At 60.4% G+C, this 23,413-nt stretch carries 21 protein-coding genes; 11 read left to right on the plus strand and 10 right to left on the minus strand.

All coding sequences use genetic code 11. The features are described from left to right. Positions 1-92 precede the first annotated feature (92 nt). The 3 genes from fecA to PMI27_RS02215 all read right to left on the minus strand — a co-directional run bounded on the left by fecA (position 93) and on the right by PMI27_RS02215 (position 3,952). Complete coding sequence (gene fecA, locus PMI27_RS02225) at positions 93-2,426, minus strand: TonB-dependent Fe(3+) dicitrate receptor FecA (protein WP_008150613.1); 2,334 nt, start codon at positions 2,424-2,426, stop codon at positions 93-95. Between the two features lie 90 nt (positions 2,427-2,516). Continuing rightward, positions 2,517-3,455 carry a FecR domain-containing protein gene (locus PMI27_RS02220; protein WP_033053643.1) on the minus strand — a complete coding sequence of 313 codons (939 nt, stop codon included), beginning with the start codon at positions 3,453-3,455 and terminating at the stop codon, positions 2,517-2,519. An 8-nt stretch (positions 3,456-3,463) separates the two neighbouring features. Then, positions 3,464-3,952, minus strand: coding sequence for a sigma-70 family RNA polymerase sigma factor (locus PMI27_RS02215; protein ID WP_008150611.1), 489 nt, complete (start codon positions 3,950-3,952; stop codon positions 3,464-3,466). 198 nt (positions 3,953-4,150) lie between these two features. Between PMI27_RS02215 and PMI27_RS02210 the strand changes: the two genes are divergently transcribed. From PMI27_RS02210 to PMI27_RS02185, 6 genes are all read left to right on the plus strand, one after another. Continuing rightward, positions 4,151-4,453: a DUF3649 domain-containing protein gene (locus tag PMI27_RS02210; RefSeq protein WP_008150609.1), complete on the plus strand. Its 303-nt coding sequence runs from the start codon at positions 4,151-4,153 to the stop codon at positions 4,451-4,453. After that, positions 4,453-6,033 carry a PepSY-associated TM helix domain-containing protein gene (locus PMI27_RS02205; RefSeq protein WP_008150607.1) on the plus strand — a complete coding sequence of 527 codons (1,581 nt, stop codon included), beginning with the start codon at positions 4,453-4,455 and terminating at the stop codon, positions 6,031-6,033. Before PMI27_RS02210 ends, PMI27_RS02205 begins: the two co-directional genes overlap by 1 nt. After that, complete coding sequence (locus PMI27_RS02200; RefSeq protein WP_008150605.1) at positions 6,034-6,360, plus strand: DUF3325 domain-containing protein; 327 nt, start codon at positions 6,034-6,036, stop codon at positions 6,358-6,360. A 4-nt stretch (positions 6,361-6,364) separates the two neighbouring features. Continuing rightward, on the plus strand, positions 6,365-6,928 hold the full coding sequence (locus tag PMI27_RS02195) for an RNA polymerase sigma factor (RefSeq protein WP_008150603.1): 564 nt from the start codon (positions 6,365-6,367) through the stop codon (positions 6,926-6,928). Next, on the plus strand, positions 6,925-7,920 hold the full coding sequence (locus PMI27_RS02190) for a FecR family protein (protein WP_008150602.1): 996 nt from the start codon (positions 6,925-6,927) through the stop codon (positions 7,918-7,920). Before PMI27_RS02195 ends, PMI27_RS02190 begins: the two co-directional genes overlap by 4 nt. A gap of 245 nt (positions 7,921-8,165) precedes the next feature. Continuing rightward, complete coding sequence (locus PMI27_RS02185) at positions 8,166-10,595, plus strand: TonB-dependent siderophore receptor (RefSeq protein ID WP_008150601.1); 2,430 nt, start codon at positions 8,166-8,168, stop codon at positions 10,593-10,595. 120 nt (positions 10,596-10,715) lie between these two features. Here PMI27_RS02185 and PMI27_RS02180 read toward each other — a convergent pair whose 3' ends face one another. Continuing rightward, positions 10,716-11,591, minus strand: a complete 876-nt coding sequence (locus PMI27_RS02180; protein ID WP_008150600.1) for a helix-turn-helix domain-containing protein — start codon at positions 11,589-11,591, stop codon at positions 10,716-10,718. A 138-nt stretch (positions 11,592-11,729) separates the two neighbouring features. On the opposite strand from PMI27_RS02180, the gene PMI27_RS02175 reads away from it, so the two are divergent. Beyond that, positions 11,730-12,632, plus strand: coding sequence for a DMT family transporter (locus PMI27_RS02175; RefSeq protein WP_008150599.1), 903 nt, complete (start codon positions 11,730-11,732; stop codon positions 12,630-12,632). Positions 12,633-12,659: 27 nt separating this feature from the next. On the opposite strand, the gene PMI27_RS02170 is transcribed toward PMI27_RS02175, so the two are convergent. The 3 genes from PMI27_RS02170 to PMI27_RS02160 all read right to left on the minus strand — a co-directional run bounded on the left by PMI27_RS02170 (position 12,660) and on the right by PMI27_RS02160 (position 15,867). After that, positions 12,660-13,169: a DUF2165 family protein gene (locus tag PMI27_RS02170; RefSeq protein WP_008150593.1), complete on the minus strand. Its 510-nt coding sequence runs from the start codon at positions 13,167-13,169 to the stop codon at positions 12,660-12,662. A gap of 140 nt (positions 13,170-13,309) precedes the next feature. Further along, a complete protein-coding gene (locus PMI27_RS02165; protein ID WP_008150592.1) occupies positions 13,310-14,284 on the minus strand; it encodes a 2-hydroxyacid dehydrogenase in 975 nt (324 codons plus the stop codon). Between the two features lie 614 nt (positions 14,285-14,898). Continuing rightward, entirely contained in the window at positions 14,899-15,867 is a 969-nt protein-coding gene (locus tag PMI27_RS02160) for a LysR family transcriptional regulator (protein ID WP_008150590.1), read from the minus strand. A gap of 392 nt (positions 15,868-16,259) precedes the next feature. On the opposite strand from PMI27_RS02160, the gene PMI27_RS02155 reads away from it, so the two are divergent. From PMI27_RS02155 to PMI27_RS02140, 4 genes are all read left to right on the plus strand, one after another. Then, positions 16,260-17,783 carry an efflux transporter outer membrane subunit gene (locus PMI27_RS02155; protein ID WP_008153500.1) on the plus strand — a complete coding sequence of 508 codons (1,524 nt, stop codon included), beginning with the start codon at positions 16,260-16,262 and terminating at the stop codon, positions 17,781-17,783. A 215-nt stretch (positions 17,784-17,998) separates the two neighbouring features. Then, complete coding sequence (locus PMI27_RS02150; RefSeq protein WP_008153499.1) at positions 17,999-20,179, plus strand: FUSC family protein; 2,181 nt, start codon at positions 17,999-18,001, stop codon at positions 20,177-20,179. Next, entirely contained in the window at positions 20,169-20,369 is a 201-nt protein-coding gene (locus tag PMI27_RS02145; RefSeq protein WP_008153498.1) for a DUF1656 domain-containing protein, read from the plus strand. The genes PMI27_RS02150 and PMI27_RS02145 overlap by 11 nt, the downstream gene beginning before the upstream one ends. A gap of 25 nt (positions 20,370-20,394) precedes the next feature. After that, the gene (locus PMI27_RS02140) at positions 20,395-21,243 is read left to right on the plus strand and encodes an efflux RND transporter periplasmic adaptor subunit (protein WP_008153497.1); all 849 of its coding nucleotides are present in this window, start codon (positions 20,395-20,397) and stop codon (positions 21,241-21,243) included. Positions 21,244-21,391: 148 nt separating this feature from the next. On the opposite strand, the gene PMI27_RS02135 is transcribed toward PMI27_RS02140, so the two are convergent. The 3 genes from PMI27_RS02135 to PMI27_RS02125 all read right to left on the minus strand — a co-directional run bounded on the left by PMI27_RS02135 (position 21,392) and on the right by PMI27_RS02125 (position 23,250). After that, the gene (locus PMI27_RS02135) at positions 21,392-21,790 is read right to left on the minus strand and encodes a DUF4440 domain-containing protein (RefSeq protein ID WP_008153496.1); all 399 of its coding nucleotides are present in this window, start codon (positions 21,788-21,790) and stop codon (positions 21,392-21,394) included. A gap of 138 nt (positions 21,791-21,928) precedes the next feature. Continuing rightward, the gene (locus PMI27_RS02130) at positions 21,929-22,753 is read right to left on the minus strand and encodes an SDR family oxidoreductase (protein ID WP_008153495.1); all 825 of its coding nucleotides are present in this window, start codon (positions 22,751-22,753) and stop codon (positions 21,929-21,931) included. Between the two features lie 32 nt (positions 22,754-22,785). Beyond that, positions 22,786-23,250: a hypothetical protein gene (locus tag PMI27_RS02125; protein WP_008153493.1), complete on the minus strand. Its 465-nt coding sequence runs from the start codon at positions 23,248-23,250 to the stop codon at positions 22,786-22,788. Between the last annotated feature and the right edge of the window lie 163 nt (positions 23,251-23,413).

Genomic DNA, 23,413 nt, shown 5'->3' on the forward strand with positions numbered 1-23,413 from the left:
CATACTATCTAGGCAGGATTGGCGACTGCTTCGCAGCCGAACGGGGGCAAGCCCCCTCACCACAATGGTGTCTAGCTCTGGAACTCATTGAGTCAGAACGCTACCGACGTCTGCACATAAACCGTCCTTGGCTCCCCCACATACTTGCCCTTGTTGTTGTCATCAAACGAGCGGGTAAAGTACTGATGGTTGAAGATGTTCTTCACCCCCACCGCCACATTCAAGTCCGATAACTTCGGCCCGAAGTCATACGCCGCGCGGCTGCTGAACAGCATGTACCCAGGAATCTTGCCGGTGCTGCCATCCGCACTTTCAGCCGAGGTGTTGGCGTTGTCGGCAAATTGGTCGCTCTGATAGCTGCTGTCCAGGTTCAGCTTCCATGCGCCTTCGGTATAACCCACGCCAATCGTGCCTTTGTGTTTCGAGGAGAACGGCACGCGATTGCCCTTGTTCGGTCCATCTTCGCGGATGGTCGCGTCCACATAGGCGTAAGTGGCGTAGACATCGAAACCAGCCAGCGAAGGGCTCAAATCATCGAGGGCATAGTTGACGCTGGTTTCGATACCTTGATGGCGAGTTTCGCCACGGGCGATCACCGAGTCGTTGGTCTGGTTGCTTTCGTACTGGTTGTCGAAGTTGATCAGGAACGCACCGATCTCTGCCCGCAGCGCACCGTTGTCATAACGGGTGCCCAGTTCCCAGGTACGCGCCTTCTCCGGTTTGACTTCGCCACTGGTCACCCGATTAGGCATCTGGCTGTATTGCACGCTACCGAACGAGCCTTCGGTATTGGCGTAGAGGTTCCAGGTGTCAGTCACGTGATAAAGCACGTTCAACGCCGGCAGCGCCGTGTTGTAGTCGCCCTTGTACTTCACGTTCGTCAGGTTGTTGGTTTGCTGCGATTCAATCATCTCGTAGCGGATGCCCGGGGTGAACGTCCACTTGCCGATGTCGATCCGGTCGTCGACGAAGAACGCATTGGCCTCGGTGCCGCCACGGGTGTCGCGGTCGTTGCGGCTGTTGGTGGTCGGGTATTCGTTGCTGGCGGTCGGCGTGCGATAGCGCAATTCATGGCCGGCTTCGTTGATGTAGCGATAGCCGACGCCGACTTCATGGCTGGTCGGGCCGACATCGAAGCCCTGGGCGAAACGGGTTTCCAGACCGCGCACCCAATACTCGCGTGGCGACAGCGAGAGGAACGAGCCCTGATCCAGATAGCCGCTGCGCAACGTCTTGGTGAAGAAAGTGTTGGCGGTGAATTCCCGGCGATCTTCCTGATAGCGATAGCCAACGTTGAACATCGTCCGACGACCCCAGAACTGGTCTTTCGGACGCGTCGACTGGTACGGATTGGCATCATAATCGGCGACGTTCAGGCCGCCGGGCATGTCGGCCTTGCCTTCGTAATACTGGGCCATCGCGTTGAAGCTGTTGGCGTCGTCGAGCTGGTATTTACCCTTGAGGATCAGGTCGTCGATTTCGGTATCGCTGTGTTCTCGCCAGTCGCCACCGCGCGTGCCGGAATACAGCAGCGCACCGCCCAGACCGTTCTCGGCAGTGCCGCCGGCCAGCAGGTTGCCAGTGGTCTTGAACCCGTCGTGGCTGGAGGAAGGGCTGGTTTCGGTCTGAAAACCACCCTTGACCGTCGGCTCATCGGGAATCGCCCGGGTCACGAAGTTGACCACGCCGCCGACGTTCTGCGGCCCGTAACGCACGGCACCGCCGCCGCGAACCACGTCGACCGCGTCCATGTTGCCCATGCTGATCGGTGCAAACGACAACTGCGGCTGACCATAAGGTGCGAAGGGCACCGGAATGCCATCCATCAATACCGTCGAGCGCGAGGCCAGCCGCGGATTGAGCCCGCGAATGCCAAAGTTCAGCGCCATGTCATGACTGCCGGTGCCGTTGTTGTCCGGCGCATTCACCCCGGGGATGCGGTTGAGCACGTCCTTGGCCTGAGTCGCGCCCTGGCGTTCGAACTCTTCGCGGCGGATCACGTCCCGCGCCCCCGGATGCTCGAATACGTTGATTTGCGCCGCATCGCCGAGCCAGTCGCCGACGACTTTGGAGGTGTCCAGTTCCAAGGCCGTATCGCCCACCGGTTGCAGGCTGAAGGCATTGTCACCTTCGGCGCGGGCTTGCAGGCCGGTGCCTTCGAGCAAGGCGTTCAAACCTTGCTCGGGGGTGTAGTTGCCTTCCAGACCGCGACTCTGCACGCCGCTGGTAACTTGCGAGCCAAAGGAAATCAGCACACCGGCTTCACGGCCGAACTGGTTGAGGGCGTTTTCCAGTGAGGACGGCGCGATGTGATACGGCTTGGCGTCAGCGGCGTGTGCCAGCGTTACAGCGCCGAAACTCAGGCTGGCGCCCAGCAAGAGTTGGCGCAAAGTGCGGGCCAGCGGGGTGAGGCGGGTGGAGTGCATGGACGACGATCCTGAGAAGGTGGAATCAAGGTGGCTTTCCTTCTCTGTCACGCCAGATCTGAAAAACGGCTCATTTATTTTTTTAGGCGTTTAAACCTTCGCCTCAACCGTCACCCAATACCGGGTAAAGCGCTTCACTTTCACCGGCAAACTGATTTCCAGCAGGTCAAGAATCCGTTCGCTGTCATCCACTGGGTACGTCCCGGAGATCAGCAAATCCGCGACCTTCGCATCGCAATGGAGTTGCCCGCGGCGATAGCGACCGAGTTCGTCAAGGAAATCTCCGAGGCGCATGTGCGCGGCCACCAGCATGCCGTCGACCCAGGCGCCGCTGTTGGCGTCCAGGGGCAGAGCACTTCCGATGCCTTTTGCGCCAAAGCTCAACTGTCGGGCGCTTTGCAACATCAGCGGTGAACCACCGTCGGGCATCAGTTCAACGCTGCCTTCGAACACCGCAACCTGGGTGTGATCGGCAAACTGCCGCACGTTCATACGCGCGCCTTGCGTCTTCAACAGGCCTTGGGCGGTACGAACCTGAAACGCTTGGGCGGCAATGAGTAACATCTCGCCTTCGAGCAAACGGATCAGCCGTTGCTGACCTTCAACGTGCACATCCACGGAGCTGGCGGTATTGAGCTGTAACTGATTGCCATCACCGAGCGGCACCTTGCGTCGCTGGCCGACTGGGCTGCGGTAATCGGCCAGTAACGGGGTCAGTGGGTTGTGCTCGCGCATTCCCCACGTGACTGCGCAACCGGCACCGAGAATCAGCAGCAGTTTCAGCGCCTGACGACGGCTGGCGGATTTCGGCGAGTTGAGGGCGGCGTGAGCCAGCGGCGAGGTCAAACCGCGCAAGCGTTGGTTGACCCTCTGGATATGTTCCCAGGCCCGTTGATGTTCACTGTGCGCATCGTGCCATCGCTGCCAGGCGAGTTGCTGGCGTGGGGTCAATGGCCCTTGCTGCATTTCCATCAACCAATGCACCGCCTGTTCGGCGACTTGGGATGAAAAGTCCGGTGGGGTGTTCATTGAGTTGTTCATAGGGCGAAGTAGCAGCGCATGGCCGCTTTGTTCAGGTGACGTTTGACCGTGGCGATGGAAATTCCCAACTCGGCGGCGATCTGTGGATAAGTCAGGCCATCGACCTGCGCCAGCAGAAACGCGCGCTTGACCAGGCGCGGCAGGCCATCGAGCAACTGGTCCAACTCCATCAGGGTTTGCAGGATGATTGCTCGTTCTTCCTCTGATGGCGCCACGACTTCTGGCATCTGCGCCAGCGCATCGAGGTAGGCACGCTCCAGATCCTGGCGGCGGTAATGGTTGAACAGCACGCGCTTGGCGATCGTCGTCAGGAACGCTCGCGGTTCGATGATCTGCGGTGTTTCCCGTGCAGTCAGCACCCGCATGAAGGTGTCCTGGGCCAGGTCCGCGGCGCTGTCCGGGCAGCCGAGCTTGCGCCGCAACCAACCGGTGAGCCAGTTGTGATGGGCGTGATAGAGGACTTCGACGGTATTGGCTGGCTGCAACGGGACCACTCCGAGCGCATTCGGATACGTTAGAGAACAAGAATTGTTCGCATTGTAGTGGTGGGTACCCTTATCCGGCAATCGACTGTATCGACGATCTCATCGGACTCTTTTGCATATGAGAATATTTATCATTAATATTGCGGCCTTGTTGGCTCCGTGACATTCACGAGGCCTCACCCGTTTCAAGGTCGAAACATGAAAGGCAAAATCACCGCGCTCCCCGTTTCCTACCGACTGGCCGTCACTTCCCGAGTGCTGGCCGCCGTGCTGGGGGGGTACCTCGTTGCGGCATTGGCCAGTGTCAGCCTGACGATGTGGCTGCCTTTGGCTCGTGGCGAAGCGGTGGTCACCGGGATGATGACCTCGTTTCTGGTCTATCTGGTCGCCGTACTCTGGTGCTTTGCCTGTCGCAGTGCGTGGCAAGCCTGGTTCGGATTGATCGTGCCGAGCGTGGTTTTGGCGGCGGTGGCGGGGCTGGCGTACTGGATGGGCCACTGATGAAAGAGGGCTTTCGGCAGGCCATGGCCTGGCTGCACACTTGGGCCGGGTTGATCTTCGGCTGGCTGCTGTTCGCGATTTTCCTGACCGGCACGCTCGCCTACTTCAAGGATGAGATCAGCCACTGGATGCAGCCGGAAATTCCCGCCCGTTCACTGTCCTCCGAAGCCAGTCTGACCCTGGCCCAGCACTATCTCGAGCAACACGCCGCGGGTGCCTCGCGATGGCTCATCGATTTGCCGGATGCTCGCGAACCGGGGCTGTCGGTGAGGTGGCAGCAAGCACCGGCCAAGCCCGGCACGCGCGGTCAATTCACCGAAAAACTCCTCGACCCGCAAACCGGCGCAGAAGTGCAGGGCCGGGACACACGCGGTGGCGAGTTCTTTTACCGCTTCCACTTTCAGCTGCAGATGCCCTATCCGTGGGGACGCTGGCTGTCGACGATCGCAGCGATGGTGATGTTCGTCGCGCTGATCAGCGGGATCATCACCCACAAGAAAATCTTCAAGGACTTCTTCACCTTCCGCCCGCGCAAGGGCCAGCGCTCCTGGCTGGACGGGCACAACGCGGTGGGCGTTCTGGTGTTGCCGTTTCATCTGATGATCACGTACAGCAGCCTGGTGATTTTCATGACGATGGTGATGCCGGCGAGCATCCTTGCCGCGTACAAAGGTGATGCCGAGGCGTTTTACGATGAGGTGTTTCCGGCGTCCAATACGCCCGACATGGCAGGCAAGCCGGGTCAGTTGGCACCGTTGGCACCGCTGCTGGAACGGGCCAGTGAGCAATGGGCGGGCGGTCGGGCCGGGCGGCTGACGGTCAACAATCCGGGCGATGAGAATGCCTCGGTCATTCTTGCGCGTGACGGTGCTGACCGGGTGGTCCACGACTTTGGCAGCGCGTTGACATTCAACGGCGTGACCGGCCAGCTACTCAGCGCAACGCCGAAGCAAGCATTGCCCATGGCGGTTGCCGGCAGTTTCTACGGCTTGCACATGGGCCATTTCGCCGGTCCGGTGTTGCGCTGGCTGTACTTCATGTGTGGTTTGGCCGGCGCCGCAATGATCGGTACAGGGCTGGTGATCTGGCTCGGCAAGCGTCAGCTCAAACATGCGAAGAGCGGTGTGATGCCGTTTGAGTTGCGGCTGGTGGAAGTGCTGAACATCGCCAGCATGTCGGGGTTGATGGTCGCGGTGGCGGCGTTCTTCTGGGCCAATCGATTGTTGCCGGTCGCAATGGCCGGGCGGGCGGATTGGGAGGTGAACAGCTTCTTCATCGTCTGGGGCTTGAGTGTGTTGCACGCCATGGTCCGCCGTGGTCGCGCCGCGTGGGTCGAACAGTTGGCGCTGGCGGCGTTGCTGTTCTGTGCTGTGCCGGTGCTGAACGTGCAGACCACGCCTTATCACTTGGGCGTCACCCTGATGCAGGGCGATTGGGCCATGGCCGGTTTCGATCTGACGTGCCTGGGCGGTGGTCTGTTTTTCGCGTGGGCTGCGCGGAAAATGCAGCGCGCGGGGCAGGCTGGAATCGTCACCCGACCACGGGCGAAATCGGTAGCGCTTGCGCAAGAGGCGCACTGAATGTTCCTGGCCTTGTTGCTGTGCTACGGCGGTTTCACCGCGCTCTGTTTATCCATGGATCGGCATCACGCCGAACTGCTGGGGCGCAAGCCCTCGGCCCGTCGCCGCCAAGGGATGAAACTCAGTGGCTGGCTGTTGCTGGCGTTATCGCTGTGGGCCGCAGTGTCGTCGACGGGTTGGGGGCTTGGATTGGTGGAGTGGTTTGCGGTGTTGATGCTCAGCGCTTTGCTGCTGGTGTTGTTGATGCCGTATCGCCCGCGCCTGGCCCTGGCGTTGGCCGGTTTGAGTCTGCTCGCCAGCCCCGTCGCCGTGTTTGCAAAGGGCTGACCTGATGATCACCAGCCCCCCGGAGTCCCATGACGATGAACATCGCGGTGCGCGTGCGCATTTCCTGCAGGTGTTCCTTTCCCAGCGTTCGCAAATGGAAGCGCTGGTGAGCCGTCGTGTCGGGTGTCGGGCAACGGCCGCGGATCTGGTGCAGGACTTGTTCCTGCGCTTCTGGCGTAGGCCGCTGGTGCAGGTCGAAGAGCTCAGCACCTACCTGTTGCGCTGCGCCGGCAACATCGCCATCGACCATTTGCGCAGCGAAGGCACGCGGGTGCGGGTCAACGAGGGCTGGATGCCGGATCAACCGGACAGTCACGGCAGCGAACCGCAAGCGGCGCTGGAGGCAGGCAACGACTTGCGTCACGTCGAAGCGGCGTTGCGTGCGCTGCCCGAGCGCACGCGGCAGATCTTTTTGCTCAACCGTATTCACGGGCGCAAATACGCCGAGATCGCCAAGGCCATGGGTTTGTCCCAAAGCGCGGTGGAAAAACATATGATGCGCGCCCTCGAGGCTTGCAAGGCCAGCCTGCGGGAACCCGAACCGCGCACGCCAGGGAAAGCACTGTGAACAACACCGAACGCGTCATCCCGACGCCTGCTCAGGAACAGGCGGCCTTCGCCTGGCTGAGTCTGTTGCATGACCAGCCCAGCAGCGGCGATCAGGCCACCTTCAGCCATTGGCTACAGGCCGACCCCGCCCATGCCGAGGCTTACGCCCAGGCGCAAGTGGTGTGGGAGTTGACCGAAACACCGGCCCGAACATTGGCCGATGAAGACGCGTTGGCCTTGCAGGGTTACCTCAACGCGATGAATCGCTCGCGCCGTACCAGCGTTCGGCGTTGGTCCGGTGCGTTGGCGATGGCGATGGCGGCGTGCATGGTGCTGATGATCGGCGTCGGTGCTGGCTGGCAACCGTCGCGCTGGGTCGATGATCTGGGCGCGGACTATGTGTCGGCGCCGGGGGAAATTCGCACCGTCACGCTGGCGGATCAGTCACAAGTCACGCTTGATGCCGACAGCGCGATTGCGGTGGATTTCAGTCGTGGCGAGCGGCACGTTCAGCTGCGGCGCGGCGCCGGATTTTTCAGCGTGACCCACACCGGCGAGCCGTTTGTGGTGGACGCTGAAAAAGGTCAGGCGCGGGTGCTGGGGACTCAGTTCGAAGTGCGTCTCCAACCGCACGGCGCGCAGGTCACGGTGTTGTCCGGGCGAGTGGGTGTGACGGCGGACAAGCACGCCGAGCAACAAATTCTCATCGCTGGCCAGCAAGTGGCCTATGGCGAGGGGGCGGCGCAAAAACTCCATGCGGTCGACAGCGAAGCGCAATTGGCGTGGCGTCAGGGATGGCTCAATTACTACAAGGCGACACTCGCCGACGTGGTGCAAGACCTTGGGCGTTATTACCCGGGACGGATTGTGCTGCTCAACGATGAACTCGCGGCGCGGCGGGTCAGTGGCAGCTTTCCGAGCAAGGACCCGCAAGCGGTGTTGAGTTCGTTACAAGGGGTGTTGGGGTTTGAGCAGCACAAGGTGTTGGGGCATCTGATTATTTTGCGTTGAAGCATATGGCCTCATCGCGGGCAAGCCCGGCTCCCACAGGGATAGGTGTTGATCACAAAAATGTGGGTCAACTTCAATCCCTGTGGGAGCCGAGCTTGCTCGCGATGGCGGCAGATCAAACACCACATCTCCCAAGGCAAAAAAATAATTTCAACATTCTGGTGAGGTAAACCCCGACGCCATCCGTGTAGTGACTGAAACTGCGAGTCATTCGCATTCCGTGGGTTCTACACAGGTCATGAGCAATGAAGTCCAGGGCAAAATCGGGATCGGTCAAACAGTGGTTGGGTACGTGTGCCTTGAGCTTTACGGCGTTGGCATTGCTGCCGTTGAGTATGGCGGTGGCGGCTGAGGCCGGCAGTGCCCGACAGAGTGCGCCGTTCAGCTTCGCAATGGCTGCCAAACCGCTGCCCCAGGCCTTGAGCGACTTCAGCCGGATCACCGGCATCAGCGTGGTCTACACCGATGAGGCGCCGTACGGCATCAACGCTCCAGCGCTCAGCGGGCAGATGAGTGCCGAGCAGGCGATGCAGCGTTTGCTCAGCGGTTCGGGGTTCACCTTCCGTCGCACCGACGGCCACACGTTGGTGCTGGAGCCGTTGCCTACCGATGGCGCCTTGAACCTGGGCGCGACCACCATCACCTCGGTGGCCGATCAATCCATGAGCTATCAGCCGCCGCCCACCAGTTCGGTGATGCGCTCTTCGGCCTTGATCCAGGAAATCCCCCAGACCGTCAACGTGGTTCCGGCGCAGGTCATTCGCGATCAGGCGCCGCGCAATCTGGATGACGCGCTGGCCAACGTCAGCGGCATTACTCAAGGCAACACACTGGCGAGCACTCAGGATTCGGTGATGACTCGCGGTTTCGGCGACAACCGCAACGGCTCGATCATGCGCGACGGCATGCCGATCGTGCAGGGCCGTGGCATGAATGCGACCGTGGACCGGGTCGAAGTGCTCAAGGGCCCGGCCTCGCTTCTTTATGGCATTCAAGACCCGGGCGGCGTGGTCAACATGGTCAGCAAGAAACCCGAGCTTGAGCAGTACAACGCGTTGACCCTGCGTGGCTCGACCTATGGCGACGGCAAAAACGGCAGCGGTGGCGGCCTCGACAGCACCGGCGCACTGGGTGATTCCGGGTTGGCCTATCGCATGGTCCTGGACCACGAAGACGAAGATTACTGGCGCAACTTCGGTACTCACCGCGAGACATTGGTCGCACCGTCACTGGCCTGGTTCGGCGAAAGCACCAAGCTGCTGTTCTCCTACGAACACCGCGAGTTTCTGACCCCGTTCGACCGGGGCACGATCATCGACCCGCGTGACAACCATCCGCTGGACATCTCCCGCGAGCGTCGCCTCGACGAACCCTTCAACAACATGGAAGGCCGTTCGGACCTGTATCACTTCGAGGCCGATCACGAGCTCAACGACAACTGGAAAGCCCATTTCGGCTACAGCTGGAACCGCGAAACCTACGACGCCAGCCAGGTGCGCATCACCGCCATCGACACCAAGAAGGGCACGTTGACCCGCAGCATGGACGGCACTCAGAACGCTATCAGCACCGACCGCTTCACCACCGCCAGCCTTGAAGGCAATGTCCAGCTCGCGGGGATGAAACATGATCTGGTGTTCGGCGTCGATGATGAATACCGCAAGATCTACCGCGAAGACCTGATCCGTCAGAAAAGCCTGAGCACCTTCAGTTACGTCAACCCGGTTTACGGCCGTGAAGTCGCCGGCACCACGGTCAGCCCGGCTGACAGTGCGCAGACCGATGAACTGCGCAGCGATTCGGTGTTTTTGCAGGACTCGATTCACCTGACCGATCAATGGATTTTCGTCGCTGGCGCGCGCTTCCAGGAATACGACCAGTACGCCGGCAAAGGCGTGCCGTTCCAGGCCAACACCGATAGTAACGGTCAGAAATGGGTGCCTCGCGCCGGTCTGGTGTATCGCTACACCGATGAACTGTCGTTCTACGGCAGCTACACCGAGTCGTTCAAACCCAACTCGACCATCGCACCGTTGAGCGGCAGCAGCACCGTGCTGGACGGCAGCATCGCGCCGGAAGAAGCCAAGTCCTGGGAAATCGGTGCCAAGCTCGACATGCCGGGCCGCGTCACCGGTAACGTCGCGCTGTTCGACATCAAGAAACGCAACGTGCTGGTGGCCAATTCCGAAGGTCCGGTGACGATCTACAGCGCCGCCGGTGAAGTGCGTTCCCGTGGGCTGGAAGTGGACTTGAGCGGTCAGTTGAGTGATCGCTGGAGCATGATCGGCAGCTATGCCTATACCGATGCCGAAGTCACGGAAGACCCAATCTACAAAGGCAAGAAATTGCAAAACGTCGCCAAGAACAGCGGTTCGCTGTCGGCGGTTTATGACTTTGGCACTATCGTCGGTGGCGATCAGCTGCGGGTCGGCGCGGGGGCGCGGTATGTCGGTGAGCGAGCGGGTAACGCGGTAAACGATTTCGACTTGCCGAGCTACACCGTGGCTGATGCGTTCGCCACCTACGACACCAAAGTCGAAGGGCAGAAGGTCAAGTTCCAGCTCAACGTGAAGAACCTGTTTGACCGCACCTACTACACCTCGGCGGCGAGCCGCTTCTTTGTGTCGATGGGGGATTCGCGGCAGATCTCCTTGTCCAGCACGTTGGAGTTCTGATCGGAAACCGCGTCATCGTTCATCGCGAGCAAGCTCAGCTCCTACAGGGGTAGATGTGATCCCTGTAGGAGCCGAGCTTGCTCGCGATGGCGGTATCCCAGGCACCGATAACCTTCGGGCCTACCGCAAGAACGCCTGCCGATACTCACCAGGCGTTCCCCCCAATGCCTGTCGAAACCGATTGGTGAAATGACTCGCACTGGCAAACCCACACGCCAACGCAATATCCCCCAACGGCTGCGACGTTGTACGCAACAACTCCCGCGCCCGGCTCAGTCGCCGCGCCAACACATACTGATGCGGCGGCAAGCCAAAGCTCTCGCGAAACATCCGCGCAAAATGGTATTCGGATAACGCACACAACGCCGCCAACTGCCCCAGGCTAATCGCCTCGGCCAATTGGTTGTCGATGAACTCCACCAACTGCCGCCGCTGATGCGCTGCCAATCCGCCTTTCAGCCGCAAGCCTTCACGCATTCCAACCTGGCCCAGCAGCACGTGGCTGAGCATTTCATGGGCCAGGCTGCTGGTGAGCACGCGTTCGCCGGGCTCGTCCCAGTTGAGTGTGAGCATTTGCCGAAAGCGCCGGGCTTGCACCGGGTCGTCGAGAAAGGTGGCTTCGCGCAGCTGCAGCTCGCGAGGTTCGCGGTCCAGCAACGTAACGCAGCCGAGGGCGAATTGTTCGGGGCTGAAATACACGTGGGCCAGGCGTATGTCGCCGTTGATCACCCAACCCGATTGATGCTCGGCCGGCAGGATGCACAGCTTGTCCGGGCCGCCCTTGGTGCCGGGCTGGTCGCGACGAAAGGTGCCGGTGCCGCCGGCGATGTAACAGGACAGGGTGTGATGACTCGGCGCTTCGTAATCCTGGGCGTCGTGATGGTTGCTCCACAAGGCTGCAGCCATGCCGTCACCGAGCTCGGCGCTGTGCTCGAGACGAGCATTGGGCGAGCGGTTGAGGGCTTGAAAGACTTGCAGGGTTTCCAGTGCAGGCATGATGGCTTCTCTCCGACGCCTTGCATCCTACTCCGTAGCCGTTCGGCTGCCAGCCTGTGGCCCGACAAAAGCGCAAGTTTATGCAAGTGCGAAAGGCCTTGGCGCAGGACACTGAAGGCCTATTCAGGAGTCTTTGCCATGAACCTTTCGTTGTATTTGCTGACCGTGCTGATCTGGGGCACCACCTGGATTGCCTTGAAATGGCAATTGGGCGTGGTAGCGATTCCGGTGTCGATCGTCTATCGCTTCGGCCTCGCAGCGTTGGTGTTGTTCGTGATGCTGCTGCTGAGTCGCCGTCTGCAAGTGATGAACCGTCGCGGGCATCTGATCTGTCTGGCGCAGGGGTTGTGTCTGTTCTGCATCAATTTCATGTGTTTTCTGACGGCCAGCCAGTGGATACCCAGCGGTCTGGTCGCGGTGGTGTTTTCCACCGCCACGTTGTGGAACGCACTCAATGCACGCGTGTTCTTCGGCCAGAAAGTCGCGCGCAATGTGCTGATGGGCGGTGCGCTGGGGCTGCTTGGGCTTGGCCTGTTGTTCTGGCCTGAGGTGGCGGGCCACACCGCGAGCCCGCAAACCTTGCTCGGGTTGGGCCTGGCATTGCTCGGGACCCTTTGCTTCTCGGCGGGCAACATGCTGTCGAGCCTGCAACAGAAAGCCGGGCTCAAACCGCTGACCACCAATGCCTGGGGCATGGCCTATGGCGCGGCCATGCTGTCGGTGTGGTGCCTGGTCAAAGGCATTCCGTTCGACATGGAATGGAATGCGCGCTACATCGGCTCGCTGCTGTACCTGGTGATTCCGGGTTCGGTGATCGGTTTCACGGCCTACCTGACGTTGGTCGGGCGGATGGGGCCGGAACGCGCAGCCTATTGCACCGTACTGTTCCCCGTCGTGGCGCTGAACGTGTCGGCGTTTGCCGAAGGCTATCAATGGACCGCGCCCGCCTTGGTGGGTTTGGTACTGGTGATGCTGGGCAATGTGCTGGTGTTTCGTAAGCCCAGGGCGCCGAGTATGCAAGGGAACGGCAAACTGGCGTGAAGGTTTGGTTAATCGAGCGCTGAAACTTCAGCGTTCGATGTTGAGTGCGATGTAAATCAGCAGTGGAAACATGAAGTCCACGATGTGCCGAGCCCAATCCTTGGCATTCCAGGTTGCAGATTCATCCATGTTGAACCATTCGGTACCGATCACTTGCAGGCAAATGTAGTAGACAAAAAGGCCAATCAATAATCCGACGATCGCAAACTTCTTCGCTTCGTGAAAAACGTCTGCAGGCGTATTGATGTTTCGATAAAGATGGTAAGTGCCCAGCAAGCAGAACGCTGTGTAAACAACTTCTAGAGTGATGATGAACCAATAAATACGGTGATGGAGCATCGGCGAAGTGATTGCTCTGTAGCTCAGGTTCAGGTTTTCTCGGGTGGTGTCCATGCTGAGAATGTGGCCGACGTATTCGTAATTGGACGGGTAGTCGGTAACGTTGCTGAATATCACCATCAAGCCAAAGAAGCTTATATAGGCCATCAGTATTACTTTGCTGTATCTAATCAGTTTGTCGGTCGTAAGGTGGTTCAATGTAGTTACTCTCCATAACTGAGGTCCGTAAGTTGGACTCAGTAATGGGGAGTCTATAGTGAGTATCTTTTTTTTAGCCGTTAACTGAATTGCAAGGTGTGTAGGTCACGGGCAGGCGCTTAAACACCTGCCCGTTTTAGTTAGCCTTTCCAGACGTGTGGGTTCACCAGATCTTGTGGTCGCTCACCCAGCAAAGCGCTGCGCAGGTTGGCCAGGGCACGGTTGGCCATGGCTTCGCGGGTTTCATGAGTCGCCGAGCCGATGTGCGGCAATGTCACCGCGTTTTTCAGTTGGAACAGGGGGGACTCGGCCAGCGGTTCTTTCTCGTAAACGTCCAGCCCTGCACCTCGAATCCGGTTGTTTTGCAGGGCTTCGATCAAGGCGGGTTCGTCCACCACCGGGCCGCGGGAAATGTTCACCAGAATCGCGCTCGGTTTCATCAATGCCAGTTCACGATGGCTGATCAGGTGTCTGGTTTTTTCGCTGAGCGGCACCACCAGGCAGACGAAATCGGCTTCGGCCAGCAGTTGATCAAGGCTGCGCAACTGCGCGCCGAGTTCTTGCTCCAGCTCGGTCTTGCGGCTGTTGCCGCTGTAGAGGATCGGCATGTTGAAGCCCAGCCGTCCGCGACGGGCGATGGCCGCACCGATGTTGCCCATGCCGACGATGCCCAGGGTTTTGCCGTGTACGTCGCAGCCGAACAACGGCGCACCCACGGTGGCTTGCCATTGGCCAGCCTTGGTCCAGGCGTCCAGTTCGGCGACGCGGCGGGCACTGCTCATCAGCAGGGCGAAGGCCAGGTCGGCGGTGCTTTCGGTGAGGACGTCGGGGGTGTTGGTGAGCATGATCCCGCGTTCGTTGAAGTAGGCGAGATCGTAGTTGTCGTAGCCGACCGAGACGCTGGAGACGACTTCCAGTTTGGCGGCGTTTTCCAACTGTGCGCGACCGAGTTTGCGACCGACGCCGATCAGGCCGTGGGCGTGGGGCAGGGCTTCGTTGAATTGGGCGTTGATGTCGCCGTTTTTCGGGTTTGGCACTATGACGTCGAAGTCTTGCTGCAGGCGTTCGACCATTTCGGGGGTGACGCGGCTGAAGGCGAGGACGGTCTTTTTCATGGGAGGAGGGCTCTCGGCGCAGGTGAATGCCAAGCACGCTAACATTCTTCTTTGGATTTGGGGGAGGCTGTTGGGCTCTTTTGTCCGTGGCGGCCTTTGGGCCGACCATGTTGCTGTTGGTGGTGTACATATCCGTTTCTGCGGTAACGGCGGCTTGGGGTTTCGCCCTTACGGCGACTCACTTTTTTTACAAGCGCCTAAAAAAAGTAAGCAAAAAAACGCTCGCCCCAAGCGTCCGGCCCCTCGCTTAGGCTCGGCGTTCCTTCGTTCCGGCGTCCATCTGGGGGCATCGCCTCCGGTCGGCTTCGCTTCGACCTCCTCTCGATGTGTTCGACTGCGTCGAACGGCGCTACGCGCCTGCCCCCCAGATGAACACCTCCACTCAGCCTCCCGACGGGGCGGGTGGATCAAGATCAAGAGCTGCAGGCGAGCTAACGCTCGGCCTGTTGAGTGGTGAGGGGCGGAAGGTGTATGCCGATCCATTGTGGGAGCGAGCCTGCTCGCGATGGCGGCCTGACAGCCGACCGATCACCCGCAGGTGTACACCATTCCCCTGTGGGAGCGGCGGTGCGACGATTCGACTTGCTCGCGAAGGCGGTCTATCAGCCGACCGATCAATTCGCCACCCGAACCCCACCCATGCTCCCACTCAATTCATACGCCACCAATTCTGCCTGATGCGCCGCCAATATCTCCGGCAACGATCCACGCAAGTACTCGACCCACGTTTTAATCTTCGCATCCAGATACTGCCGTGACGGGTAGATCGCATACAGATTCAATTCCTGCGACCGGTAGTTCGGCATCACCCGCACCAGCGTCCCGTTGCGCAATCCTTCAATCGCCGCATACACCGGCAAAACCCCAACCCCCATGCCGCTGGTGATCGCAGTCTTCATCGCATCGGCGGAGTTCACCAGAAACGGTGAGCTATTAATCGTCACCATTTCCTGGCCTTCGGGGCCGTCGAAGGTCCATTTCTCCAGCGGAATCACCGGGCTTACCAGACGCAGGCATGCGTGGTTCAGCAAATCGCTGGGCTTCTGCGCGCAGCCGTTGGCTTTCACATAGGCCGGCGAGGCGCAAACGATGCTGTAGGTGATGCCCAAACGCTGGGAGACGAAGCCCGAGTCCGGCAGTTCGCTGGCGAGCACGATGGACACGTCGTAGCCCTCGTCCAGCAAGTCCGGCACGCGGTTGGCCATGGTCAGGTCGAAGGTGACGTCGGGGTGGGTTTTGCGATAGCGGGCGATGGCGTCGATCACGAAGTGCTGACCGATGCCGGTCATGGTGTGCACCTTGAGCTGCCCGGCCGGGCGGGCGTGGGCGTCGCTGGCTTCGGCTTCGGCTTCTTCGACGTAGGCCAGGATCTGTTCGCAGCGCAATAGATAGCGCTTGCCGGCCTCGGTCAGGGCGATGCGTCGGGTGGTGCGGTTGAGCAGGCGGGTTTGCAGGTGGGCTTCCAGGTTGGAGACCGCGCGCGAAACGTTAGCCGTGGTGGTGTCGAGTTGCACGGCGGCGGCGGTGAAGCTGCCGGCCTCGGCCACGTAACTGAAGGCGCGCATGTTTTGCAAAGTGTCCATGGGGTGCTCTCGGAGGCGATGGCAAATTGTGACACGAAGTTACGGTGGCTGAGACCCCGACCAAGGGATTATCGCGTTAACGGTAACAAAGATTCACAGGATTCCCAGCTTATCGCCAACAGAACCCACCCCTAGAATTGCGCCACCGCTGGAACATCGAACCCTGTGGGTGTGGGCTTTTTGTGGCGAGGGGGTTTACCCCCGTTGGGTCGCGAAGCGGCCCCAAAACCTGCCACCGTGGTGTGTCTGGTGGACCGCATGCTCAGGTTTTACGACTGCTTCGCCGCCGAACGGGGGTGAACCCCCTCGCCACAAAAGCTCGCTCACACATGGGTTGCGGTGTCGTTCCCACAAAATTTTGTACCTCCCCCCTACTTCAGGAATTTTCAGCAGTGCCGCGTCGCATCAACAGAGCGCTTCAGACGCTCAGTGTTTTGGCTTTAACCCTGGCAATCAGCGGCTGCATCGGTACCGGAGGTATTGCCCCACAGGGCAAGGCACTCGAGGCCAATTCATTGGCCACCGACGAAGCCATCCAGAACGCCGCACAGGACGCTCACTGGCCCACCGCGCAATGGTGGCAGGCCTATGGCGACCCGCAATTGAACCGCTGGATCGACCTCGCCCTGCAAGGCAGCCCGACCATGGCCATGGCGGCGGCGCGAGTGCGTCAGGCCAAATCCATGGCCGGGATCGCCGAGTCCGCCGAGTCGCTGCAGATCAATGGCGAATCCACCCTCAAACGCCATAACTGGCCCACCGATCAGTTCTACGGGCCGGGCGAGTTGGCCAACACCACCACCTGGGACAACAACGCCGCATTGGGCTTCAGCTACGCCCTCGACCTTTGGGGGCGCGAAAGCAACGCCACCGAGCGCGCCGTCGACATGGCTCACATGAGCGCCGCGGAAGCGCGTCTGGCCCAGCTCGAATTGCAGAACAACATCGTGCGCGCCTACATCGAGCTGTCGTTGCATTACGCGCAACGGGACATCGTCGAGGCGACCTTGAAACAGCAGCAGCAAATTCTCGACCTCGCGCAGAAGCGTCTGAACGGTGGCATCGGCACCCATTTTGAAGTCAGTCAGGCTGAAACGCCGCTGCCGGAAACTCACCGCCAGATCGATGCACTGGACGAAGAAATCGCCCTCAGCCGCAACCAGCTCGCGGCCCTTGCGGGCAAAGGTCCGGGGGAGGGCGCGCAGTTGCAGCGGCCAACGTTGTCGTTGGGTGCAGCGCTGAAACTGCCGTCGTCGTTGCCCGCGCAGTTGCTCGGTCAACGCCCGGACGTGGTCGCCAGTCGTTGGCAAGTTGCGGCCCAGGCACGGGGTATTGATGTTGCTCACGCTGGTTTCTACCCCAACGTCGACCTGGTCGGCAGCCTCGGCTACATGGCCACCGGCGGTGGAGCGCTGGAGTTTTTGACCGGCAAGAAGCTCAACTACAGCGTCGGCCCGGCGATCTCGTTGCCGATCTTCGATGGTGGCCGGTTGCGCTCGGAGCTGGGCGAAGCCTCGGCGGGTTACGACATCGCCGTGGCCAAGTACAACCAGACGCTGGTCAACGCGCTGAAAAACATCTCCGACCAGTTGATTCGCCGCGAATCCATGGACAAGCAGCAGACCTTCGCCGCCGAGTCGGTGGCCACGGCCCGGAAGACTTACGACATCGCGATGATCGCCTACCAGCGCGGGCTCACCGACTACCTCAACGTGCTCAACGCCCAGACGCTGTTGTTCAAACAGCAGCAGGTTCAGCAGCAGGTGCAGGCGGCGCGACTGAGTGCTCATGCTGAACTGGTGACGGCACTCGGCGGTGGGCTAGGCGCAGGTAACGATGCGCCGAAAGACAGCCAGACCCAGGCACCGAAAACCCCGGCCACTCTCCACAGTGCAGTTCAGAGAATCTTGAATTGAACAGTAAACCTGTGGCGAGGGGGTTTATCGGAACGCCGCATCGCCCCGTTGGGTTGCGAAGCGACCCCAAAACCTGCCAGCGCATTTTTTCAGACACACCGCATTCACCGATTCTACGACGGCTTCGCCGCCGAACGGGGCGGTGCGACGTTTCGCTAAACCCCCTCGCCACAGGTTTCGCATGACTGAAGTTTCTTCTAAATGAGCAGGATTTCATGACTCCCTTGCCCGCACCTTTGCGCTGGCTGTATTCCCTTGAATGGCGCCGGGGTTTCTTCGACTGGGCGCGCAGCGATGGCGTGACCTGGGTCTACATTTTCAAGGTGTTGTTCGCCGCGTTTCTGACGCTGTGGCTGGCCATGCGCCTGGAGTTGCCGCAGCCGCGCACGGCGATGATCACCGTGTTCATTGTCATGCAGCCGCAAAGCGGTCACGTGTTGGCCAAGAGTTTCTATCGCTTCCTTGGGACATTGGCCGGCTCGGCGGTGATGGTCGCGTTGATTGCCTTGTTTGCGCAGAACACCGAGTTGTTCCTCGGATCGCTGGCGATCTGGGTCGGCATCTGTTCGGCCGGCGCGGCGCGCTATCGCAACTTCCGCGCCTATGGATTCGTGCTCGCCGGGTACACCGCCGCGATGGTTGGTTTGCCCGCACTGGCGCACCCGGACGGCGCGTTCATGGCCGCCGTGTGGCGGGTGCTGGAAATCTCCCTGGGGATTATTTGCTCCACGCTGGTCAGCGCCGCGATCCTGCCGCAATCCGCCGGCGCCGCGATGCGCAACGCCTTGTATCAGCGCTTCGGCGTGTTCGCGCTATTCGTCACGGATGGCTTGCGCGGTCGCAGCAAACGGGACGCTTTCGAGGCAAGCAACGTGCGCTTCATCGCCGAGGCTGTCGGATTGGAAGGACTGCGTAGCGTCACTGTGTTCGAAGACCCGCACATGCGTCGACGCAACGGTCGGCTCAGCCGTTTGAACAGCGAGTTCATGGGCATTACCACCCGTTTCAACGCCTTGCACCAGTTGCTCGAACGCTTGCGCAGCAGCGGCACCGATCACGTGGTTGCGGCGATCAAGCCGGGTTTGCAGGACCTCGCCGAACTGCTCGACGGCTTCAGCGGCCGTGCGCTGACCAATGCCGATGCGGGCCGTCTGGTCATCGCGCTGACCGCCTATAAAGAAGGTCTGCCGGCGCGGGTTCGCAGCTTGCGAGCGGTTTTTCAGGAGAGCAATCCGAGCGACGCCGAGCAGCTGGATTTTCATACCGCGTACGAATTGCTCTATCGCTTTGTCGATGACCTGCACAGTTATGCACAGACCCACGCGTCCCTGGCCGATCACAGCCATGCGCGTGAGCAATGGGATGAGCCGTTCACCCCGCAAACCAACTGGATGGCGTCGGCCGCCTCGGGGATTCGCGCGGCGTTCATTCTGGTGGTTCTGGGCAGCTATTGGGTCGCCACCGCGTGGCCGAGCGGGGCGACGATGACCCTGATTGCCGCCGCGACCGTGGGCCTCTCGGCGGCGACACCGAATCCAAAACGCATGGCCTTTCAGATGGCTTGCGGGACGCTCCTCGGAGCGCTGATCGGCTTCGTCGAGATGTTTTTCATCTTCCCGTGGATCGACGGCTTTCCGTTGCTCTGCGTGATGCTCGCGCCAGTGATCGTGCTTGGTTCGTTCCTGACTTCGCGGCCGCAATACGCCGGTGTCGGTCTTGGTTTGCTGATCTTCTTCAGCTCCGGTTCGGTGCCGGACAACCTCACCGTTTACAACCCTTACGCCTTTATCAACGACTACATCGCCATGGTGCTCGGCATGCTGGTGTGCGCGGCGGCCGGGGCGATCATTCTGCCGCCCAACAGCCGCTGGTTGTGGCGTCGGCTGGAGCAGGATTTGCGCGGGCAAGTGGTGTACGCCATCAGCGGCAAGCTCAAGGGTTTGGCGTCGAGTTTCGAAAGCCGTACGCGGGACTTGCTGCATCAGGCCTACGGTCTCGCGGCAGGGCAGCCGCAGGTGCAACGGGACTTGTTGCGCTGGATGTTCGTGGTGCTGGAAGTCGGCCACGCGATCATCGAGTTGCGCAAGGAACAGGCGATCCTGCCGGTGCATCCGGCCTATGCCGAATCGCAGCCGTGGCGTCAGGCGATCCGGGTGATGGGGCGCTCGCTGGTGCGGCTGTTTCTGCAACCGAGCCAGAGCAATCTGGAGCGTGGATTGATCGCCGTCGATCACGCGATCAGCCGCGTGCAAGCCACCGACGAACCTTTCGCGCCGCACTTCGACACCTCGGCCCTGCGACGGGTGAAGAGCTATTTGCACTTCATCCGCACGTCATTACTGGACCCGCAATCACCGCTCGCCGCTTATGCCAAAGGACTCGAACATGCCTCGTGAAATCGCCTTCCACGGCGTGTACATGCCGACCATGACCCTGATGTTTTTCATCGCGGCGGCGCTGGCCTGGGCACTCGACCGGTTCCTGTCCGGATTCGATCTGTACCGCTTCTTCTGGCACCCGGCGCTTCTGCGCCTGAGCCTGTTTACCTGTCTGTTCGGCGCCCTGGCGCTGACTGTTTACCACTGACTCTCTATCACTGAAGAAGGCCCTGATGAAAAAGCTTTTCAGCCTGCTCGCCACGCTATTGGTGCTGGCCCTTGCGATGTGGATCGGCCGGACCTTGTGGGTGCATTACATGGACACGCCATGGACCCGCGACGGCCGGGTGCGCGCCGACATCATCAACGTCGCCGCCGACGTCACTGGGGAAGTGGTGGACGTGCCGGTGCGCGACAATCAACAGGTGAAGAAGGGTGATTTGCTGATGCGGATCGACCCTGAGCACTACCGCATTGCGGTCAAACAGGCGCAGGCGCTGGTGGCCTCGCGCAAGTCGACGTGGGAGATGCGCAAGGTCAACGCCCACCGCCGCGCCGACATGGACAACCTGGTGATTTCCAGGGAAAACCGCGATGACGCCAGCAACATCGCCGACTCGGCCCTGGCCGATTACCAGCATGCTCAAGCGCAACTGGAAGCCGCCGAACTGAACCTGAAACGCACCGAGGTCCGCGCAGCGGTGGACGGTTATGTGACCAACCTCAATGTGCATCGCGGCGACTACGCGCGCATCGGCGAAGCGAAAATGGCCGTGGTCGACATGAACTCGTTCTGGGTCTACGGCTTCTTCGAAGAAACCAAATTGCCCCACGTGCGGGTCGGCGATAAAGCCGACATGCAACTCATGAGCGGGGAAGTGTTGAAGGGGCATGTGGAAAGCATTTCTCGCGGTATCTACGACCGTGATAACCCGGAAAGTCGCGAGCTGATTGCCGATGTGAACCCGACCTTTAACTGGGTGCGTCTGGCGCAGCGGGTGCCGGTGCGGATTCACATTGATGAAGTGCCGGAGGGTGTGCTGTTGGCGGCGGGGATTACTTGCACCGTGGTTGTTAACTGACCGTAAGACCGAGTCGCCTTCATCGCGAGCAGGCTCACTCCCACAGGGGTTGGCGTCGTTCACAAAATCTGCATTCGAACTCGGTCAATGTGGGAGCGAGCCTGCTCGCGATGAAGGCGACACGGTCCCACTGACAGATAGCGGCAGTTCACTCCTTGCAAAACGTCTCATGCAAATGCCGCCAAACCACCTTGCCATCCGCCCGCTTCTCAAACACCACCGTCGAACGCCGGTCAGAGTGCAGACCGGTTGCATCGGTCTGCTGCTCGCGATAACTCACCGTTGCACCATCGTCGTACAAAGCAATGCCACGCAACTCGCTGAGCTCAATCCTGAACCCGAGCTTCTTCCCGCCCGCCATCAAAAACAATTCGCTCAACGCGTCAAAAGCCAGCACCCGGCCCAACGGCGAGACCATGGAAAACTGCGGCGAAAAACGCGTCAGCAACTGTTCAAGCGCCGGCTCGTCCTGTTCCTCGGCCAACCATTGCTCGATGGCGATGTGGGCCTGGATCACTTCGTCAAAGTATTCGGTGTAGTCGGTCATGTTTGATTCCTGAAATTCTGCAGCGTCTGGTCTGACGTCTTCGCGGGCAAGCCTTGCTCCTACAGGGTTTGCGTTGATGTTGAGATCGCGACAAACCTGTAGGAGCGAGGCTTGCCCGCGAAGAACGATAACGCGGTCTCAGAGTTGCCCGCGCAACCCAAACCGCTTCATCAACCCCGACTCCAGCAAGCCTTTAGGCAACAACCCCGCCAGTAACGGTAACGCCCGACTGCCATTACCCAGACGAATCAGGCGCGGTGGTTTGCTCTGCTGCACGGCCTTGAGCAAACCGGCGGCAAATTCACTGGCCGGGGTCGGGTTGTCCTGGGAGGCCTTGGCCCGTGCGCGAATGCCTTCACGCAGCGGAAACCACGGCGATTGTTCGGTAATCAGTTGCTCCGCCTCATGGCCGGCATTCTTGGCAAAACTCGAGGCGATTGCGCCCGGCTGGACTTCCATGACCCGCACGCCAAACGGCGCCAGTTCCATGCGCAAGGCATCGGTCAAGGCATGCACCGCCGCTTTCGAGGCGCAGTAGGCGCCGGCGAATGGCGTGACCAAAACCCCGGACACGCTGCCGATGTTCACCACCAGGCCCTTGGCGCGACGCAGCACCGGGAACAGGGCGCGGGTGACGCCGACGATGGCGAATACATTGGTTTCGAATTGCCGCTGCATGGCCGGCACCCCGCCGTCGAGCAACGGCCCCATGGCGCCGTAACCTGCGTTATTGATCAGCACGTCGAGGCCGCCATGTTGCTGGTTAATACGCTCGCTCAAGTGTTCGAGTGCCGCGCCGTCGTTGACGTCCAGTTGCACGGCAGTGAAACCGGCAGCGGCCAGCGCCGCTACGTCTTCAGCCTTGCGAGCGCTGGCCCAGACATCGTATCCGGCATTTTTGAAAACATCGGCGAGGGCGCGGCCAATGCCGCTGGAACAACCGGTAATCAACGCAACGGGCATGGCGCGGTCCTTGTGCAAAAAGAGGAAGGGGATTAATCGGAGAAACTACCCTGCAAATGCTCGGCGCGAAACTCCAGTGTTTGCGGGCGATAACCGGGGCGCAACGGCGGCAACGGCAAACAGTCTTCCCAGTTGGCACCGGCCTGCAATTCGCCGGGGCCGCGATAGCGCGGTGCGGCGTATTGATTGTCGGCCAGATTAACCGTATCGCCCGGCGCATATGCGGCGACGCGCCAGCGTAGCTCGGTCAGCGGCACGTCGTTGCCGTTGTTCATTGTCAGATGCAACGGCCGGTCCACCGGGCACTGTTCGGGTCCGTAAGTGATGCGCAACTCAAGGCGCGCCAGTTGCTTGACCTCGCGGTTGTCCATCCAGATCACCCACGTTGCCACCAGACCCAATCCGATAGCGGCTGCCACCGAGACCGGCAATGCCTTGGCCGGGTAGCGTAGCAACAAAATCAGCCAGGTGATGACCAGCAGGACGCCGATGAACATGTTTGAACGCTCCTTGAACTCATGACCACCATCCTACCGAAGGGCCGAAGGAATGGACATTCGTCGATCAAGGTCTGTTGCCGTTGGTCGGTACTGTGATTTCTGACAGTAGCCTTGGCTGTCCACGAACGATTAGATGACTGCTGGCAAACAGGGACGCGAC

The organism is Pseudomonas sp. GM41(2012) (genome assembly GCF_000282315.2).
Lineage (GTDB): Bacteria > Pseudomonadota > Gammaproteobacteria > Pseudomonadales > Pseudomonadaceae > Aquipseudomonas.

What these genes read in the sequence shown, in the direction of transcription:
- PMI27_RS02175 (WP_008150599.1), top strand. Translation starts at nt 11,730, where the DNA reads ATGAACCTTTCGTTGTATTTGCTGACCGTGCTGATCTGGGGCACCACC.
- PMI27_RS02125 (WP_008153493.1), bottom strand. Translation starts at nt 23,250, where the DNA reads ATGTTCATCGGCGTCCTGCTGGTCATCACCTGGCTGATTTTGTTGCTA.
- PMI27_RS02200 (WP_008150605.1), top strand. Translation starts at nt 6,034, where the DNA reads ATGTTCCTGGCCTTGTTGCTGTGCTACGGCGGTTTCACCGCGCTCTGT.
- PMI27_RS02140 (WP_008153497.1), top strand. Translation starts at nt 20,395, where the DNA reads ATGAAAAAGCTTTTCAGCCTGCTCGCCACGCTATTGGTGCTGGCCCTT.
- PMI27_RS02220 (WP_033053643.1), bottom strand. Translation starts at nt 3,455, where the DNA reads ATGAACACCCCACCGGACTTTTCATCCCAAGTCGCCGAACAGGCGGTG.
- fecA (WP_008150613.1), bottom strand. Translation starts at nt 2,426, where the DNA reads ATGCACTCCACCCGCCTCACCCCGCTGGCCCGCACTTTGCGCCAACTC.
- PMI27_RS02180 (WP_008150600.1), bottom strand. Translation starts at nt 11,591, where the DNA reads ATGCCTGCACTGGAAACCCTGCAAGTCTTTCAAGCCCTCAACCGCTCG.
- PMI27_RS02135 (WP_008153496.1), bottom strand. Translation starts at nt 21,790, where the DNA reads ATGACCGACTACACCGAATACTTTGACGAAGTGATCCAGGCCCACATC.
- PMI27_RS02150 (WP_008153499.1), top strand. Translation starts at nt 17,999, where the DNA reads ATGACTCCCTTGCCCGCACCTTTGCGCTGGCTGTATTCCCTTGAATGG.
- PMI27_RS02205 (WP_008150607.1), top strand. Translation starts at nt 4,453, where the DNA reads ATGAAAGAGGGCTTTCGGCAGGCCATGGCCTGGCTGCACACTTGGGCC.
- PMI27_RS02145 (WP_008153498.1), top strand. Translation starts at nt 20,169, where the DNA reads ATGCCTCGTGAAATCGCCTTCCACGGCGTGTACATGCCGACCATGACC.
- PMI27_RS02130 (WP_008153495.1), bottom strand. Translation starts at nt 22,753, where the DNA reads ATGCCCGTTGCGTTGATTACCGGTTGTTCCAGCGGCATTGGCCGCGCC.
- PMI27_RS02160 (WP_008150590.1), bottom strand. Translation starts at nt 15,867, where the DNA reads ATGGACACTTTGCAAAACATGCGCGCCTTCAGTTACGTGGCCGAGGCC.
- PMI27_RS02185 (WP_008150601.1), top strand. Translation starts at nt 8,166, where the DNA reads ATGAAGTCCAGGGCAAAATCGGGATCGGTCAAACAGTGGTTGGGTACG.
- PMI27_RS02165 (WP_008150592.1), bottom strand. Translation starts at nt 14,284, where the DNA reads ATGAAAAAGACCGTCCTCGCCTTCAGCCGCGTCACCCCCGAAATGGTC.
- PMI27_RS02210 (WP_008150609.1), top strand. Translation starts at nt 4,151, where the DNA reads ATGAAAGGCAAAATCACCGCGCTCCCCGTTTCCTACCGACTGGCCGTC.
- PMI27_RS02195 (WP_008150603.1), top strand. Translation starts at nt 6,365, where the DNA reads ATGATCACCAGCCCCCCGGAGTCCCATGACGATGAACATCGCGGTGCG.